Below are 17182 nucleotides of genomic sequence, written 5' to 3'. Positions count from 1 at the left end.
TGGTAGTGTGGGGTCTCCCCATGTGAGAGTAGGTCATCGTCAAGCTCCTATCCCAAACCCCCGACACGCTTACGCTGGTCGGGGGTTTGTCTTTGCGCGCGGGAAATAATCCAGAAGGTCTGGCTTGTACTGAGCTGATTGGCTGAACCGCTGCTGTTGTGGTTATATGCAGCGCCGGTAGGGGATAGCCTGATGAACGCAGCGCCTGACATAAAAGATGTTGAACTTGATCAGTTGATCGCTTGCCATGAGTGCGATCTGCTGATGCTCAAGCCGCATGTAGGTCATGGGCAGAAAGCTTCCTGCCCACGCTGTGGTTTCTCGCTGATCGTTCATCGATCGGCAATGGAGCGTCGAAGCCTTGCTCTGGTTTTGACGGCGTTGTTGCTGTTCATTCCTGCCAACTTTCTGCCGATCATGCATTTGGCGCTGCTGGGCCAAACAACCCAGGATACCGTTTGGTCAGGTGTTCAGGCGTTGTACGAGACCGGCATGTGGCACGTTGCCTTGGTGGTGCTGCTTTCCAGCATGGTGATTCCACTGTGCAAATTGCTTTGTCAGTTGTTTGTGTTGATCAGCATTCGTACTCGCCGAGGCTTGCCTCGGGCCAGGGCTCTCTATCGCACGTATCAACACCTACGTGAGTGGGGAATGTTGGAGGTCTATCTAATGGGCATCCTGGTTTCAATCGTAAAGCTCGTAGGTCTGGCTGACTTACATATCGGTATCGGTCTGGCTTGCTTTGTCGGCCTACTGCTGGCACAGGTTTGGCTGGAGGCGACAATGTCTCCGCATCAGGTTTGGGATGCTCTGGATGGGGATGCCGATGCGCGCGATTGATGCCGGCATTCTGGTGTGCGGAGATTGCCACCAGCTCAATCGGCTGGTTCCAGATGCCGACGAGCAGCGTTGCCGGCGCTGTGGCGCAGCGTTGCATGCGCGTCATCCGGATAGTCTGAGGCGCACTTGGGCGTTGCTGCTAACCGCGACCATTCTTTATATCCCGGCCAACGTGCTGGATATCATGACGATCAACCTGTTTGGCAATCCTGCGCCCTCGACCATCATGGGCGGGGTTGTCGAGTTGATTCATGCCGATATGCTGCCGATCGCTTTCGTGGTGTTTTTTGCCAGTATCGTTGTGCCGACCTTCAAACTGCTAGGTATTGGCATGCTCCTGTATTCGGTTCAAAGCCATCAGCCGTTGTCGGCCAAACAACGCATTCTGATGTATCGCTTTATCGAGTGGATCGGCCGCTGGTCGATGCTGGATATCTTTGTCATTGCCATTCTGGTGGCACTGGTCAGCTTTGGTAACCTCACCACGATTGAGGCCGGCCCCGCGGCTGCCGCATTCTGCAGCGTGGTGATATTGACCATGCTGGCTGCCCATACCTTTGATCCCCGGCTTATTTGGGACAACACGAAAACGGAAGATGAACATGGCTGACTTGCCCGTGCCTGATGTTAAGAAGACCAGCAGTTGGTCCGCCATTTGGGTGTTGCCCATCATTGCTCTGCTGATTGGCGGCTGGCTAGGCTGGCGTGCCTATGACTCAGCTGGTGTAGTTATCAAGGTTCGTTTTGATAGCGGCGAGGGTATTCAGGTCAACAAGACCGAGTTGATCTACAAGGGAATTTCGGTTGGTAAAGTCATCGATCTGCATGTAACGAAGGATGTTTCTGCTGTCGATGCCAGCATCGAAGTTCGCAAAGAGGCTGCGGCCTATCTAAGCAAGAACAGCCGGTTCTGGTTGGTCAAACCACGTGTCAGCATGGCGGGGGTGACCGGTCTTGAAACTCTTATGTCAGGTAACTACATCGCAATTGATCCCGCTCTGGGGGAGCCAGAACGTAACTTTGTCGCACTGAAGGAGCCACCGGCTATCTCCGATGCTATTGCCGGTTTGCATCTGACCCTCAAGGCGGATCGACTAGGTTCACTTGAGGCGGGCGCTCCCGTCTACTACCAGCAGATTCAGGTAGGCCAGATCAAAAGCTACCAGCTGGCTGAAGATCAGCGTGGTGTCGATATCAAGGTGTTTATCGAGCCTGAATATGCTCACCTGGTGCGCAAGCACACACGCTTCTGGAATGCCAGCGGGGTCACCATCAGTGGCGGTCTGTCGGGCTTCAAGGTGCGTACAGAATCGCTGGTCAGCATTGCGGCTGGTGGTATTGCGTTTGCCACGCCGGAGCACCGCCGTGACAGCCCGCCTACGGATGCCAGTATTCCGTTTCGGCTCTACGAGGATTTCGATGCTGCGCAATCGGGGTTGAAGGTGCTGCTGCGCCTGAAGAGCGTCGATGCCCTGGAACCCGGCAAGACGCCTGTGATCTACAACGGCGTACAGGTCGGCACCCTGAAGGCCATGGACATGGGCAAGGACTTCAGTCAGGCCACTGCCGAGCTGACCATGGATCCGCGTACCGAGGAGCTGTTGGTCGAAGGTACCGAGTTCTGGACGGTGAAGCCCAGCATCTCGCTGGCCGGTATCACCGGGCTGGAGGCTCTGGTTAAGGGCAACTATATCGAGGTGCGCTTCTCCAAGGAGGGCGCGCCGACGCGTGAGTTTGTGGTGCGCGAGAAAGCGCCGCCGCTTAAGGAGAACGCTCCCGGCCTGCACCTGACACTGACCAGCGAGCGCGTGGGATCACTGCAGGCGGGCAGTCCTGTTCTGTACCGGCAGATGCGCGTGGGTACTGTACAGAGCACGCAGCTGAGCAGCGACAAGCGTAGCGTTACCTTTACCGTGCATATCCCGCCTGAGTTCAGCAGCCTGGTCAATGATTCGACGCGTTTCTGGAATGCCAGTGGCGTAACTCTGAAGGGCGGGCTGAGTGGTGTTGAAGTCAAGAGCGAGTCGCTGGAGAGCCTGATCATGGGCGGTATCTCCTTTGACACGCCGGATTTGAACAAACCGCGGCGCAAGAGCGCGTTCGTGCTGTACGACAGCGAGGATAAGGCCTCGGCCCGAGGTGTCCTGCTGGATATCCGTGTTCCGTCTGCCGATGGCCTGAATGTCGGGACGCCGGTGCGTTTCAAAGGGCTTGAGGTGGGAGAGATCGAGGGCATCGAGTTGCTGCCCGACCTGTCGGGTGTGGTCCTCAAGGTTCGTATCGTGCAGGCGGAGCAGCGCATTGCCGTCGCTGGTACCGAGTTCTGGGTGGTCAAGCCGGAGCTGGGACTGGCCCGTACGGCCAACCTTGATACGCTGGTGAGTGGCAAGTACCTGGAGGTTGCCCCGGCAGCTCGCCCAGGCAAGCCGAAGACCAGCTTTATTGCTCGTGAGTCGGCGCCGCTCAATACGGACAGCGGCGATAAGGGGTTGCGAGTGGTACTCAGTGCGCCGAAGCGAGGCTCGCTGAAGCCCGGTGTTGCAGTCAGTTATCGTGAGATACCGGTGGGCAAGGTTACCAGTTTCAAGCTGGGGCCTAACTCGGATCGCGTGCTCATCGAACTGCTGATCGAGCCGCGCTATGCGCCGCTGGTGCGCAGCGGCACGCGCTTCTGGAATACCAGTGGCATTGGCGTGGATGCCGGTCTGTTCAAGGGCGTCAAGGTACGCACGGATTCACTGGAGTCGATGCTCGAGGGCGGTATTGCCTTTGCCACGCCAGACAATCCGCAGATGGGTGGGCCGGCTTATGCGGGGCAGACCTTCGTGCTGTTTGACGACCCGCAGGACGACTGGCTCAAGTGGGCGCCGAAGATCAATCTCGGCAAATAAGCGTAGTGCGTAATGGACAAGGGCCGCTGATGCGGCCCTTGTCGTTTTTTCTGGTCAGGCCGGCTCAGAGGCTGTGCTGGGACGGTTCTCGCGGCGTTTGATGAACTTCCAGTCGGCTTCATCGATGTAGATGCCATTCGGCCCGCTGCCGCCTTCCAGGTCGATGGCTACGTGGGCCGAGACCTGCGGTTTTACCGAGGCGAGGATGGGTACGAAGCCCAGCTGCAGGCTGGTCTCGATCAGCGCTTGCTGGTTGCGTTCGTCGATGTCCGCTGCCTCATCCAGGTAGTAGGGCAGGCGAACCTTGCCGGCCTGCTCGCGGTCCATCAGGTGCAGCAACAGGTACATGTTGGTCAGCGCCTTGATGGTCATGGTCGTGCCGTTGGAGGCAGCGCCATCGATGTCGGTGTGGATGATCGGTTGCCCGCCAACCTTGGTGATCTCGAAGGCGAGCTCGAACAGGTCCTTGAGGCCAAGCTGATTGCCATTGGCGGCAACCAGGCGAGCCAGATACTCCTTGGCTTCCTCGTTGCGCGCATCCTGGTCGCTGGACTGGGTCAGATCGAACACCGAGAGGGTTTCGCCTTCCTCATACTGCCCGGCACTGTGGATGATCTGGTCGATATGGCGCAGGGCATCCTTGTTCGGCGCCAGCACGATGCGGAAGCTTTCCAGGTTGGAGACCTGCCGCCGGTTGATTTCGCGGTTGAACAGCGCCAGCTGGTGTTCAAGGTTGTCGTAGTCGCTGCGGATATTGCGCAACGTACGGGCGATGTCGGTCACCGCCGCACGGCGGGCCTTGGCCAGGGTCAGGGCTTCATCCTGACGATGGGCATAGGCGTTGATCAGCAGGTGCAGACGACGCTCGGGGTCCTCTTCACTGTCGAACTTGGCCACGCCCTTGAGGCGGACCTGTGCGTAGAGCGCGTCGATCTGGCCGTCGATACGCTGCAGCGCCTGCCAGCTGTCCTGGTAGTCGTTGAGCAGTGGCAGCAGGTTGTCCAGGCTGTCGTCCACAGGCTCCATGAATGGCGTGCCGAAGGGCAGGTTGGTTGGCAGCAGTTGGCGACGGCGCAGGGCGTCCTCCAGCGTGCGCTCCTTGGCTTCCAGATCGGCCAGTTGGCGGCCGACCAGTTGCAGCTTGGCGGAGAGCTGCTGCACGCGCTCGGTGAACGCATCGCTGGCGCGCTTGAGCTCATCCTGTGCAGCTTCCAGTTGCGCGAGCTGTTCGAGTTTCTCGGGCTCTTCGGCGCTGAGGGTCTGGCTGCGACGAAAATCTTCCAGGGCTTTCTGGGCGTCCAGAACCGCCTGATAGAGCTGCTCGGCCTGGGCCTTGCTCGCGGCGCGGTCAGCGGCTACCGCCTGCTGGGTCTTGAGCTGCTTGAGTTCGCGCTCCAGACGGTCTTTCTGGTCGCGCAGGGCGGCGCGGTCGGCCAGAGCCTGCAGTGCCGGCGGTTCGATGTGCGAGAGGTCGATGGACAGGCCCTGCACGGTGAAGGTGTCGCCTTTGAAACGATCCAGCACCGCTTCCACGGCTTTGACCCACTCATCGCCCTCGGCCTGGATGCCTTTCTCGCCAAGCGGCAGGCTGAACAGCTGGCCGTTGAACAGGCGCATCAGTCGATCGACATCGGCCTGACTGAACTCCTCGCGCAGGCGTGAGTAGCTGTTGTTGTCGGCATGATCAAGCTGTTGCTTGACCGACTTCAGGCGCTTCTCCAGATCGCGCAGGCGCTCGTCGAGGTCCTCGGCAGAGAACTGGCGCGATTGCGCCAGGGCACCGGCCAGTTCGTCGTGGGCGTCCTTGGCGGCCAGCAGTTGCTCTTCCAGTACTTTGGCGTCTGTGACCAGGGCAAAGCGGTTTTTCAGCACGGAAAGCTCGCCGAGCCAGCGCTGGATCTCGCTGATCTCGCGCTCCAGGCGCATCAGTTCCTGAGTGCCGTCGCGCTGCTCGTGCTGCAGTCCATCCTGCTCGGCGCGGTAGTGCTCATGCTGATCCAGCAGCTCGCCTTTGCGGGCGTCGGCGTAGTCGTGCCAGGCGCCGAGCAGGTTGTCTAGCAGCGGTGACAGGCGATGCAGCTTGCCGCGCAGCAGTTCGCGCTGGTTGACGCCGCTGGCCAGTGCCTCGACCAGCGGGCCGGCGGTAACCAGCGCCTGGTAGTCCTGTTCCATGCGGCGCACGTCGCGGAAGGCTTCTTCGGTGGCGGCGATATAGTCGACGCTGCCCGAGCGCAGGCTGTGCTCGAAGGCATCGAGGAACAGCTGCTTCAACTTCGCTGCCGTAATTTCGCGCATATGCAGCAGGTTGATGAACAGGGCGCGGAAGGTCTTCAGGCTCTGCTCGCTGGTCGAGCGCAGAGGAATCAGCGTGAGGTCCAGCGGGATGGAGGTATGACCGCCAACCAGCAGGCGCCGGAGCTCCTCGGGTTTGGCCTCGTAGGCCTTGATGCCCTCGCGCTCCAGATTGGCGAACAGCTCGCGCTGGCGCAGGCAGGTGCCGTTCTTCTGGTAGTGAGCCAGATCCAGTTCACCCTGATAGACGAAGAACTGGTGGCCGAAACCGCCGCCCGGTCCACGACCGGCTACGCCAATCACATGGCTGCCGTGGGGCAGGTTAACCTCGACCAGGATGTAGCTGGTGTCACTGGCGAAGTAGAACTTGCGTGACTGCTCCAGGCTGTACTTGCCGAAGCTCATGTCCGACATGCGCGCGAGGATCGGGAACTGCAGCGCGTTGATCGAGGCCGACTTGCCAAGGTTGTTGGCGCCATACACCGACAGCGGGTTTTCCAGCGGGAAGATGCCTAGGCTGTAGCCGGCGGTGTTGAGCAGGGCAAAGCGGCGGATGCCATAACGGTTATCGCTCATGCTTGCGCCTCCTGCTCTTCGGCAATTCTTTCTTCGGCAATGGCTCGGGCTAGAGCCGCTTCTTCGTCATCGGTGCTGTCATCGGTGAGGCTGATTATGGGCTCTTCTTCAGGCTCTTCGCTGAGCGTGGGCGCCGGGAGCGGCAGGTCGCTGTGCAGGACGGCAGCCAGGTCGCGGTCCTGCTGTACGGCCAGGCAGACATCGAGGAAACGGTGCATCGGCGGCAGGAAACGGTAGATACCGTTGTCCTCCTGGGCAAAACCGAGCTGGGTCAGGCGACGCATGACCTTTTCTTCCAGGTCCTCCTGAGTTTGTACCTCGGCCTGCACGAACAGGTCGCGGTACTTGTCCAGCAGAGCCGGCAGCTCATCGCGACCGAGGGTGCCGCCATCCAGCACGGCCAGCGGGTCGCGTCCCTGATCGGCAAGATGTTCGACCAGAATAAAGGTGAACAGCGCCAGACGCTGGGCAGTCTTGTTGACCTGAGCGCCCATCTGTTCGGGGACGAAGTAATAGAAACCGCGGCTGTCGCATACCAGTTCGAAGCCCATGGCGCGGAACAGGGCGCGATAGGCGTCCTGCAGGTTGGACAGTTGGCTGTACAGCTCGGCGTCGCGCTGGCTGATGTGATAGCCCTTGAACAGCTCGCGGAAGATCGGCGTCAGCTGGGTCAGTTGGGAGAGATCAAGATGCATGGCTGGCGCTCGTGCTGTCGGCCTGCTGTGCCTTGCTTGATAGCAGGGCATAGGAACACAGGCTCAGTTCATGTTCGGCGGTCTGGTAGTCGCGGCGCTCAAGGCGATCGCGCTGGAAGCGGTTGTCCCGCGAAAGGCGGGAGAACCAGTAGAGCAATTCATCGGTGGCGCCTTTGGGTTCCTGCTCCAGCAGCCAGAGCATCAGATCCGGCAGCGGCAGGGCCTGTTCGCAGCGCTCGATCATTTCTCGGGCGGTGCGTGGCGGGCGAGGTGCTTCGCCTGAGCGAGCCTTGCTGGCGCGGGGGAACTGAGCCGGCTTGGGCTCGAAGCGGGCCAGGGCATAGACGTAGCTTTCCACCTGACTGGCTGTGCCGAGGAAGTTGCTCTGCGGCCGGGTGAACAGTGGCAGCGCCGCCTGTGGCACGGCATCCAGTCCCTTCTTGCGGATCGCCGCGAGGGCCAGTGCGGCGCCACGGGTGACGGCGTTGTGCCGGCGCGCTTCTTCGCGCAGCGGCAGCAGTAGTTCGCGTGCGCGGCGCAGGGTCAGCTGGGCGGTGGTCTGCATCTCCAGAATCCGCGCGTGGGTGCGCAGCAGGAGGTCGTCATCGACCAGTTGGCCGAGGCGCTGTTGCTCACCGAGCAGGCGCAGCAGCACCTGCTCGACCCGGTAAACGCCTTGCTCGAAAGCGCCGTCGGCGGCCACCAGCTGAATCATCGGCTCGACGTATTCGTCCCAGGTTGCCAGTACCTCGGCATAGCGCTGGCGCAAGGGGATCTGCCGGTCGCTGGTCTTGGCCCGCTCGGCCACGCCGATCAGCGCCTGTTCGTCGTTGGCCAGCTTCTTGAGCACGTCGCGGACGCGCATGTCGAGCAGGCGCAGCTGGCGCGCCAGATCGTGGCCGTCACGGGCGTCGAAGGCCTCGCGGATATAGCCGGCCAGGCGCTCCAGATGGCGCAGGTAGGCCTCGATTTCCAGGCACAGGCCCAGACGATGCTCGCGGCGCAGGTAGGCGAGAAAATCGTGAATCTGCGCGTTCAGCTCGAAGCGGTTCGGGCTCTTGGCTACGGGCACCAGAATGTCCAGGCGTATCCACTGGTCGAGCAGCGCCGTGATATCGGTCGGGGTGCCATCGGGTAACTGGCTGGCCAACTGGCCGCGCAACTCGGCCAGACCCAGAGTGCCGGCATCGAAGCGCTCGCAGAGCGGCTCGAGCAACGTCCAGTGTTCGGCAAGGGCGCGCAGGACGCGCTTGGGGTCGATCATGGGCGGGCGATCCATCACAAAAGGCCCGATTGTACTGCAGGAAAAGCCTGGCGCGGCATTGCTCTCGGACTGCTGGCGTGGCTGACAAAAAATGGCAGTTTAGGTCGGGGTTCGCTGCTTGAGTCTTCAGTTGTGCACTGAAGTTCATGGCTTCGGGGCTGGCCCGGAATCTGCAAATCCATCTGTAACATACGGATGAGACGAGCCATGAGCGCCGAAGCACGCCAACTCGACAGTTGCTGGCAAGACCTGCAGGGGAAGAGCGATCTCGACTGGGATCTCGATGCGATTACCGACCGCAGTGAGGCGATCGCCTTCCTGCAGCGTTTCGAGAATCGCCTGTGCATTTATTCCGGGTTTGTCGAGAAGCTCTACAGCAACTACAGCTTCGTGGTGCCGGAAGAGTCTCAGGGCAGCATTACCATCCTGCCGAATGAGCAGGCCTGGCACGACACCTTCCACGACATCCCTGCGCAGGCCGTCGAACCAACCGGTATCTACATCATGCCAGGCGAGGCGGTTGGCCATGCCGGGCTGATCCTCAAGGTCCCCGGTGCTCACCGACTGTCGCCGTCACAGGAGCTGCCGTTCCATCAGGGGCTTCGCCTCTTGGTGCAGCGTTACCAGCGGCAGGGCGATTGTTTCCTGCCGGTACTGATCAAGGGCGACCTGCGCGAGTACGAGTCGCGCATGCCGTCGCTGCACCTGCACCGGATCAATACGGCCAAGCTGGGGCATCTCTCGGCGCTGGCTGTCGAGTCGGTCAAGGGCGCTGTTGCGGATCACCTGATCGGGTTGTTTCGCTCGCTCTGATCCTGGGGTGACGCCGCTGTGTTGAGGGGTAACACTGGCGATGGCTTGTCGCCCTCGCTGCTTTCGCGACTGTTCAATCGGTTGGTGTTGCGCTGTGTTGCGGGCTTGTACGGTGTAATGGCTGGCACTGGGTTGCCCAGCGATTACCCACCCGGACAGGATGTGCATCATGCCCCTTGCGCTCAAGCCTCTTATCTCTACCCTGCTGCTGGCTTCAGTTGTAGGGGCTTGCGCAACTGTGCAGGCGGAAATGCAGGCGATGGACGACTCCGAACTGTCGGAGGTTACCGGGCAGGCGCTGATTAATCTGGATGCGCTGACCTATGGTGGGTATGAATATACCCGCATCAATTTTGGCGGCGACGCCAAGATCCTGACCAATATCGACAAGTTGCGCATTGGCCAATATGCCCGCTCGGGTGGCGGTACTGTTTCCAATCAACCGGCGGATGTGGCAATCGATAACTTCGCACTGGGGCGTGTGGATAATGCCAATAACGCCAATGCAACCATAGTTCCTTTCGAGATCCGTGATCCTTATCTGGAGTTTGCCTTCAAGAACAAAGGCAATGGGGTGCGGGAGATCGCGGGGGTGCGAATCGGCTTCGGTCAGGCGCGTGGTGATTTGTCGGGCGATATTCTCTCCCTGAGCGGAGTAATGCAGGGCAAGATCTACGGGCCGGCTTCGATTGCGGTGGATTACTGCAAGTCGCAGCCCTCCTGTTGGGATAACGTTTCCCTCTTCGACAAGATCGCTCTTGGCTTGGCCGGCGATATCCCTGTTTATGCTGGGGTAGAGTTGGTTGAGGCCGGGACTGGCAATACCACCAAGAACGGGCAGCCAATTAACCGTGCCGAGCAAATTGGTATTCCGGCTGGTAATTCCTTGCAAACCGATGAAACGGGCCTGATTGCAGCCTTGTTGCCCAGCCTCTCAACGGCTTCTGGTTGTAAGGCTGCGGGATTGCCAACCTGCTTCTCGTTGCTTAATTACAAAAGCATCTTTGTCGGCGATCCGACGAAAAGCCTTGAGGCTGGCGGTGGTGCAAAGGGCATCTATTTCTCGCTGCAGCGTGAAACCATCCCTTGGCAGGATCTGGCCAATGGAGGCTTCAAGAATATGCAGGCCGGTGGTACGGCCAATTTCGCGGCTTATAAAGATGCAGGTGGCAATACCATCTACCCCTTTATGGTGGCTCTCTATGACGCGCTGCGTGGCACTCCACGTGTAGATACTTGCGTTGGAGGTTCCGGATGTTGAAATCGATTACTTCACTTGCGCTGTACACCGCGTTGGGCTGCAGTAATCTGGCGCTCAGCATGGAGGAACTCGATGAGGCCGAGCTGGGCAAGATCAGTGGAGCCGGGGTAGGTTTTTTTGTCGATAACTTTCTCTATGACCAGGCTGGTGCTACGGCACAGATCGGTGGGTTAAAGGACTCGGCCGGAAATGCTGTAAATATCAACATCACTAAGGGCTATATCAAAGGCGAGGGCAGTTCGCGCGGGGCGAATGATGTGGTGGCCAATGTGGGGTCTCCCGCCCATCCCTTTATCCTTGATGTGGCAACTTCCGGTGAAGTTCCGACTTTGCCGACTGGTAAGCAGGCTCTGCGTCTGCGCACGCCAACCTACACCGATCCGCTCAATGACACTCGCCAGTACGGCCTGTGGTCGTTCTATCAGGGGTGTGTTTACGGTGAGTCGGGCTGTGCATCAGCCAATGCGGCCGTCACTAATATCAATGCGGAGCTTCTGGCGCTGAAGGCCAGCCGTGATGCATTGGTCACCAAGTACTCCAATAAGTTTCTGACACTGAAATCCGGCATTGACCAAGATATGGCGTTGGTCAATCAGCGCCAGTCGGAGTTGAACACGGCTCGAAATAACGCTACGTCTGCGACTAACAGGTTCAACTCAACCTATGCAGCAGCGCCAAGCTCTTACCGTGGTGGCTTGATTACCTACAACAAGCCCGCGCAAGGGGAAACCTACTACTGCAGCATTTTCGGTTGTCCGCAGGCCGTTAAGGACTACAACAACTCGATCGATCCCTACAACACGGCCCAGGCGAACCTTTCCACTGCCCAGCAGAACCTCAGCCAGGCCTGGGCGGTGGAGCGTAATGGGGTGAGCCTGAATCAGCGGGTCATCGATTTTGAAAAGTTTGTCGGCTTGTGTGGCACGCCCACTGCAGAGGCTGCGACCTGTACGGGTGGGAGTATTGCTGACGGCGAATCGAACAAAATTGTGGTCAACGGCGTTGCCGTGGCTCTGAATAACGGCGGGCAGCGGGTCAAGGGCTTGGATCTAGGCCTGGAGACTCAGTTCAGCCTGCCCAGTTATGCCTATGATTCCAATGGCGTGCGTGCTGCAAGCCCGACCACGCGTAACGACTTTTTCAACCTCTATGTCGAGGGGCTGACGCTGCACGGCTCCTATCTCAATCTTTGGGGCGGGGCTTCGGGTATGCAGGGCGAGGCCGATCTGCAGCTCTTTATCAACCGCATTGCTCTCGATGGCTGTCAGCCGGGCAAGTGCTCCGACGCCAACCGGGCCATCGTCAAGAATGTCTATATGGATCTGAGTCTGGGGCATGCGACTTATCAGCCGCTGACGTTCAAGATGGATTCGCGGGGCGAGGTCAACTTGTCACTGCCAGGGCCGACCTGGAGCAATTATCAGGCGTTCTACCAAAATGTTCCCAAGAGCACGATTGCCATCGGTAATGTGAGCTTTGGCAATGGTGTCGGCAATGCGCCCACCAACGTCGGCGCTCAGATAGTGCAGGGGATGCGCATCGATTATCTGGATTTCAAGTCCACCAGTCTGCCGCGCTGAGGTATGGCTATGAACAAATGGTTATTGCTGTTGGCAGCGTTGCTGGCATCAGGTGCGCAGGCAGAGTTGCGTGGCCTGGATGACGCCGATCTGGCCGAGGTCAACGGTCAGGCGGGGATGAGCCTTAGTGCCACTCTGCGCTTCAATAAGAATCCGGCCAATACCCGTTGCAATGTGGGCGGGGCTACTGGCGGATGTGGTACGCGGATAGCGCTCAACTTCAATGGTGGCCCTGGGTTTCTGGTGATTGACAACCTTTCAGGCGCTTTCAGTTTTGATGGGGCACTTCTGGATGTGGTCAGGATCGACAGCTCCGGCGGTTTTGGTACTGAGTCTGCTGCGAGCGGGACTCAGGCGGTACGTATCAGCCTGACCAATGGACGATTTGATAACTACCGCTGGACCCTGGCCGGCTCGAACAGAGCTAACCCAGTGCCGGGTGATGCCGCCTTCAAGCAGACAGATCTGCTGACCTATCAGACCAATGGGCAGGTCAAGCTGCAAGGTAACGTTTATGTCTTTGGTGTGCGCTAGCGTCGCATGCTGGCTGGTGTAAACGAAAAAGCCCCCGCTGAGGGGCTTTTTCGTTCTTGTCCGCTCTCTTGATAAATGAATGCAATAACCCTTTCGGTAATCTGTGCATATCGGCACAATTCGCGTCCGCATTTCGGGGGCCGTTGGCTCTCGCTGGGCTGACGCTGCAGGGGCACCTCATGATCAAGACGCCGTACTACCTCATCGATAAACAGAAGCTGCTGGTCAACATGCAGAAGATCGCGCGCGTGCGCGAGCTGTCTGGGGCCAAGGCGTTGCTGGCCTTGAAGTGCTTTGCCACCTGGTCAGTGTTTGACCTGATGCAGGAGTACATGGACGGCACCACCTCCAGCTCGCTCTACGAGCTCAAGCTCGGCAAGCAGAAGTTCGCCGGCGAGACCCATGCCTACAGCGTGGCCTGGGCCGACGATGAAATCCCCGAGATGCTGGAGAACTGCGACAAGATCATCTTCAACACCATCAGCCAGCTGGAACGCTTCGAGGCGGCCACCGCCGGGGCGATCCGCGGTCTGCGCGTCAATCCGCAGGTGAGCAGTTCGGACTACCTGCTGGCCGATCCGGCGCGCCCCTTCAGTCGTCTGGGCGAGTGGGATCCGGTGAAGGTCGAGCAGGTGATCGACAAGATTTCCGGCTTCATGTTCCACAACAACTGCGAGAACGCCAACTTCGCCCTGTTCGACGAGATGCTCGGGGTGATCGAAGAGCGCTTCGGTCATCTGCTGCACAAGGTCGAGTGGGTGAGCCTGGGCGGCGGCATTCACTTCACCGGTGAGGACTACCCGCTGGAGCAGTTCTGCGCCCGTCTCAAGGCCTTCTCCGAGCAGTATGGCGTGCAGGTCTATCTGGAGCCTGGCGAGGCGGCGATCACCAACAGCGCTTCGCTGGAAGTGACCGTGCTCGATACCCTCTTCAACGGCAAGCACCTGGCCGTGGTCGACAGTTCGATCGAGGCGCACATGCTCGATCTGCTGATCTACCGACTGAATGCAAAGATGGCGCCCTGCGACGGCGAACATACCTACATGGTGTGCGGCAAGTCCTGCCTGGCGGGTGACATCTTCGGCGAGTACCAATTCGATCGTCCGCTGGCCATCGGCGATCGCCTGTCCTTCATCGATGCGGCGGGGTACACCATGGTCAAGAAAAACTGGTTTAACGGACTCAAGATGCCGGCAATCGCCGTGCGCCAGCTCGACGGCAGCGTCGAGGTGGTTCGCGAGTTTGGTTTTGACGACTACCTGCAGAGCCTGTCCTGAGACGGCCTGCGATTGGGGGAGCTAGATTGAAGAAAAACGTTCTGATCATCGGTGCCGGAGGTGTGGCCAAGGTTGTGGCCCATAAGTGTGCTCAACACAATGATGAACTCGGCGAGATCGCCATTGCCTCGCGCAGTGTCGGCAAATGCCAGGCCATCATCGACAGCGTGAAGGCCAAGGGCAGTCTGAAAGTCCCGGCCGAGATCAAGGCCTATGCCCTGAATGCGCTGGATATCGAGGCGACCAAGACGCTGATCCGCGAGACCAACTCGCAGATCGTGATCAATGTCGGCTCGGCCTTCCTCAACATGTCGGTGCTGCGCGCCTGCATGGATACCGGTGCGGCGTATCTCGATACCGCCATCCACGAAGAACCGGGGAAAATCTGCGAGACCCCGCCGTGGTACGGCAACTACGAGTGGAAGCACCTGGCCGAATGCCAGGAGAAGGGCGTTACCGCCATTCTCGGCGTGGGCTTTGATCCGGGCGTGGTGAACGCCTGGGCGGCGCTGGCGGCCAAGCAGCATTTCGATCAGATCGACTCGATCGACATTCTCGACGTCAATGCCGGTTCCCACGGCAAGTACTTCGCCACCAACTTCGACCCGGAGATCAACTTCCGCGAGTTCACCGGTCAGGTGTGGAGCTGGCAGAACCGTCAGTGGACCAGCAACAGCATGTTCGAGGTCAAGCGTACCGACGACCTGCCGGTGGTTGGCCTGCAGAACCTGTACATGACCGGCCACGACGAAGTGCATTCGCTGTCCAAGCACCTCGATGTGCCGAACATCCGTTTCTGGATGAGCTTTGGTGATCACTACATCAACGTCTTCACCGTGCTGAAGAACATCGGTCTGCTCTCCGAAAAGCCGGTGAAAACCGCCGAGGGCGTCGAAGTGGTGCCGCTCAAGGTGGTCAAGGCCGTGCTGCCCGATCCGGCTTCGCTGGCGCCGGGCTACAGCGGCAAGACCTGCATCGCCGATCTGGTCAAAGGCCGCAAGGATGGTCAGGAGCGCGAGGTGCTGATCTACAACGTCGCCGACCACTCCGAAGCCTATGCCGAGACCGACAGTCAGGGCATCTCCTACACCGCCGGTGTGCCGCCGGTGGCTGCCGCGCTGCTGGTGGCTCGTGGCGACTGGGATGCGGGCAAGATGGTCAACGTCGAACAGCTGGCACCTGAGCCGTTCCTCGAGCTGCTCGATCAGATGGGCCTGCCGACACGGATCAAGGACGAGCAGGGCGACCGCCCCTGGAACGCCTGAGCCGTCAGCTGAGCGGGCACCCAGCCCGCATCAGCGTGTCGCAGTAATCACGAAGGCCCGGTTCGCAGGAACCGGGCCTTCGTGCTTCCCGGCCCGCGCATTTCACGCGACAATTGCGCCATAACGCAGGCTCCCGTGCGGGCCTTGGCGACAGCCGTGAGGAGTTCCTATGAGCAGCAACGATCGCGTCATCATTTTCGATACCACCCTGCGTGACGGTGAGCAGAGCCCGGGCGCGTCCATGACCAAGGACGAGAAGCTGCGCATTGCCAAGGCGCTGGAGCGTCTGCGCGTGGATGTGATCGAGGCGGGCTTCGCCATTGCCAGCCCCGGCGACTTCGAGGCGGTCAAACTGATTGCCGACAGCATCAAGGACAGCACGGTGTGCAGCCTGTCGCGCGCGGTGGATGCCGACATCGAGCGCGCCGCCGAAGCGCTGCGCGGGGCCAACTCCGGTCGCATCCACACCTTCATCGCCACCAGCCCGATCCACATGCAGTACAAGCTGCGCATGCAGCCGGATCAGGTGGTCGAGCAGGCGGTCAAGGCCGTGAAGAAAGCGCGCAGCCTGTGCGGCGACGTGGAGTTCTCCTGCGAGGATGCCGGTCGTTCGGAGATCGATTTCCTCTGCCGCATCATCGAGGCGGCCATCGACGCCGGCGCTCGCACCATCAACATCCCGGACACCGTCGGCTACGCCATCCCGCACCAGTACGCCGATACCATCCGCCAGTTGCTCGAGCGCATCCCCAATGCCGACAAGGCGGTGTTCTCCGTGCACTGCCACAACGACCTCGGTCTGGCTGTGGCCAACTCGCTGGCTGCCGTGGTGGCCGGGGCGCGTCAGGTGGAGTGCACCATCAACGGCCTGGGCGAGCGCGCAGGCAATGCCGCGCTGGAAGAGATCGTCATGGCGATCAAGACCCGCCAGGACCTGCTCGGCGTGCATACCCGTATCGAGACCGAGCACATTCTCGCCGCGTCGCGTCTGGTTTCCGGTATCACCGGTTTCCCGGTGCAGCCGAACAAGGCCATCGTAGGCGCCAACGCCTTTGCCCATGAATCCGGCATCCATCAGGACGGCGTGCTCAAGCACCGCGAAACCTACGAAATCATGTCGGCACAGTCGGTGGGCTGGCACACCAACAAGTTGTCGCTGGGTAAGTTGAGTGGGCGCAACGCTTTCCGCTCGCGTCTTGAAGAGCTGGGCATCGCCCTGGCCGGGGAGGCCGAGCTGAATGCTGCCTTCGCCCGCTTCAAGGAGCTGGCCGACAAGAAACACGAGATTTTCGACGAAGACCTGCAGGCGCTGGTCTCCGACACCCAGGGCGAAGAAGTGCCCGAGCACTTCAAGCTGGTGACCCTGGAAGTGGCCAGCAAAACCGGCGAAGTGCCGGAAGCCAAACTGGTCCTCAGCGTTGCCGGGCAAGAGGTCAAGGCTGATGCCAACGGCTCCGGCCCGGTGGATGCCACTTTCAAGGCCATCGAGTCGGTGGCGCACTCCGAGGCCAGCCTGCAGCTGTATTCGGTCAATGCCATCACACAGGGCACCGACTCTCAGGGCGAGGTCACCGTGCGGCTGGAGAAGGGCGGCCGCATCGTCAACGGCAACGGCGCCGACACCGATATTCTGGTGGCGTCGGCCAAGGCCTATATCAATGCCCTCAACCTGATGCAGGCCGGCACCGCGAAGGCACACCCGCAGGTGGCTGACGTTTGATCGGCGAGTTGCGCCGCCGCGCCTACCTGACCGCCATGCAGGTGGTCAGCTGGCTGCCGCGCACCGAGCTGCCATTTGCCGCGCCGTCGCGGGCCGAGCTGCTGCAGCCGCTGCCGGCCGAGGAGGTTGCCGTTGCACAGCCGGTGCCTGCAGCCGCGCCCACTGCGCGGGTGA

Annotated in this window: 13 protein-coding genes and 1 pseudogene; 11 read left to right on the top strand and 3 right to left on the bottom strand. The window is 60.2% G+C overall.

The genetic code is table 11. The features are described from left to right. Positions 1–192: 192 nt before the first annotated feature. The 3 genes from CK486_RS17515 to CK486_RS17505 are packed head-to-tail and all read left to right on the top strand — an operon-like array spanning position 193 to position 3731. Entirely contained in the window at positions 193–840 is a 648-nt protein-coding gene (locus tag CK486_RS17515; RefSeq protein WP_095941588.1) for a paraquat-inducible protein A, read from the top strand. Continuing rightward, a complete protein-coding gene (locus CK486_RS17510) occupies positions 827–1450 on the top strand; it encodes a paraquat-inducible protein A (protein WP_095941587.1) in 624 nt (207 codons plus the stop codon). Before CK486_RS17515 ends, CK486_RS17510 begins: the two co-directional genes overlap by 14 nt. Further along, a complete protein-coding gene (locus tag CK486_RS17505; RefSeq protein WP_095941586.1) occupies positions 1443–3731 on the top strand; it encodes a PqiB family protein in 2289 nt (762 codons plus the stop codon). Before CK486_RS17510 ends, CK486_RS17505 begins: the two co-directional genes overlap by 8 nt. 54 nt (positions 3732–3785) lie before the next feature. Here the strand turns inward: CK486_RS17505 and mksF are convergent, their stop codons facing one another. Genes mksF through mksB form a run of 3 tightly spaced genes read right to left on the bottom strand, consistent with a single transcriptional unit; the run spans position 3786 to position 8558 of the window. Continuing rightward, positions 3786–6599 carry an Mks condensin complex protein MksF gene (mksF, locus tag CK486_RS17500; RefSeq protein WP_095941585.1) on the bottom strand — a complete coding sequence of 938 codons (2814 nt, stop codon included), beginning with the start codon at positions 6597–6599 and terminating at the stop codon, positions 3786–3788. Next, the gene (gene mksE / locus CK486_RS17495) at positions 6596–7294 is read right to left on the bottom strand and encodes an Mks condensin complex protein MksE (protein WP_095941584.1); all 699 of its coding nucleotides are present in this window, start codon (positions 7292–7294) and stop codon (positions 6596–6598) included. The genes mksF and mksE overlap by 4 nt, the downstream gene beginning before the upstream one ends. Further along, positions 7284–8558, bottom strand: a complete 1275-nt coding sequence (gene mksB / locus CK486_RS17490) for an Mks condensin complex protein MksB (RefSeq protein WP_095941583.1) — start codon at positions 8556–8558, stop codon at positions 7284–7286. The genes mksE and mksB overlap by 11 nt, the downstream gene beginning before the upstream one ends. Before the next feature lie 195 nt (positions 8559–8753). Between mksB and CK486_RS17485 the strand changes: the two genes are divergently transcribed. The 8 genes and pseudogenes from CK486_RS17485 to CK486_RS17450 form a co-directional block, all read left to right on the top strand. After that, on the top strand, positions 8754–9371 hold the full coding sequence (locus CK486_RS17485; protein WP_371915514.1) for a hypothetical protein: 618 nt from the start codon (positions 8754–8756) through the stop codon (positions 9369–9371). Between the two features lie 169 nt (positions 9372–9540). Beyond that, a complete protein-coding gene (locus CK486_RS17480) occupies positions 9541–10632 on the top strand; it encodes a DUF6160 family protein (RefSeq protein ID WP_095941581.1) in 1092 nt (363 codons plus the stop codon). After that, positions 10626–12212: a hypothetical protein gene (locus CK486_RS17475; protein WP_095941580.1), complete on the top strand. Its 1587-nt coding sequence runs from the start codon at positions 10626–10628 to the stop codon at positions 12210–12212. The genes CK486_RS17480 and CK486_RS17475 overlap by 7 nt, the downstream gene beginning before the upstream one ends. Before the next feature lie 9 nt (positions 12213–12221). Next, positions 12222–12746: a DUF6160 family protein gene (locus CK486_RS17470; protein ID WP_095941579.1), complete on the top strand. Its 525-nt coding sequence runs from the start codon at positions 12222–12224 to the stop codon at positions 12744–12746. A 179-nt stretch (positions 12747–12925) separates the two neighbouring features. Then, the gene (locus tag CK486_RS17465; protein ID WP_095941578.1) at positions 12926–14023 is read left to right on the top strand and encodes a carboxynorspermidine decarboxylase; all 1098 of its coding nucleotides are present in this window, start codon (positions 12926–12928) and stop codon (positions 14021–14023) included. 26 nt (positions 14024–14049) lie between these two features. Continuing rightward, positions 14050–15288 carry a saccharopine dehydrogenase family protein gene (locus tag CK486_RS17460; protein ID WP_095941577.1) on the top strand — a complete coding sequence of 413 codons (1239 nt, stop codon included), beginning with the start codon at positions 14050–14052 and terminating at the stop codon, positions 15286–15288. A 169-nt stretch (positions 15289–15457) separates the two neighbouring features. Beyond that, a complete protein-coding gene (locus CK486_RS17455; RefSeq protein WP_095941576.1) occupies positions 15458–17008 on the top strand; it encodes a 2-isopropylmalate synthase in 1551 nt (516 codons plus the stop codon). Next, positions 17005–17182: pseudogene (locus CK486_RS17450) on the top strand (energy transducer TonB); the annotation flags it as partial. The gene CK486_RS17455 and the pseudogene CK486_RS17450, both read left to right, overlap by 4 nt.

This window comes from Pseudomonas sp. HAR-UPW-AIA-41 (genome assembly GCF_002304225.1).
In the GTDB taxonomy this organism is placed as follows: Bacteria; Pseudomonadota; Gammaproteobacteria; order Pseudomonadales; family Pseudomonadaceae; genus Aquipseudomonas.
The sequence above is the reverse complement of the archived record's forward strand: the minus strand, read 5'-3'. Positions and strand labels throughout refer to the sequence as shown.

Bases quoted from the DNA above. Each gene is read 5' to 3' on its own strand.
- CK486_RS17515 (WP_095941588.1), top strand. From the start codon at position 193: ATGAACGCAGCGCCTGACATAAAAGATGTTGAACTTGATCAGTTGATC.
- CK486_RS17510 (WP_095941587.1), top strand. From the start codon at position 827: ATGCGCGCGATTGATGCCGGCATTCTGGTGTGCGGAGATTGCCACCAG.
- CK486_RS17505 (WP_095941586.1), top strand. From the start codon at position 1,443: ATGGCTGACTTGCCCGTGCCTGATGTTAAGAAGACCAGCAGTTGGTCC.
- mksF (WP_095941585.1), bottom strand. From the start codon at position 6,599: ATGAGCGATAACCGTTATGGCATCCGCCGCTTTGCCCTGCTCAACACC.
- mksE (WP_095941584.1), bottom strand. From the start codon at position 7,294: ATGCATCTTGATCTCTCCCAACTGACCCAGCTGACGCCGATCTTCCGC.
- mksB (WP_095941583.1), bottom strand. From the start codon at position 8,558: ATGATCGACCCCAAGCGCGTCCTGCGCGCCCTTGCCGAACACTGGACG.
- CK486_RS17485 (WP_371915514.1), top strand. From the start codon at position 8,754: ATGAGACGAGCCATGAGCGCCGAAGCACGCCAACTCGACAGTTGCTGG.
- CK486_RS17480 (WP_095941581.1), top strand. From the start codon at position 9,541: ATGCCCCTTGCGCTCAAGCCTCTTATCTCTACCCTGCTGCTGGCTTCA.
- CK486_RS17475 (WP_095941580.1), top strand. From the start codon at position 10,626: ATGTTGAAATCGATTACTTCACTTGCGCTGTACACCGCGTTGGGCTGC.
- CK486_RS17470 (WP_095941579.1), top strand. From the start codon at position 12,222: ATGAACAAATGGTTATTGCTGTTGGCAGCGTTGCTGGCATCAGGTGCG.
- CK486_RS17465 (WP_095941578.1), top strand. From the start codon at position 12,926: ATGATCAAGACGCCGTACTACCTCATCGATAAACAGAAGCTGCTGGTC.
- CK486_RS17455 (WP_095941576.1), top strand. From the start codon at position 15,458: ATGAGCAGCAACGATCGCGTCATCATTTTCGATACCACCCTGCGTGAC.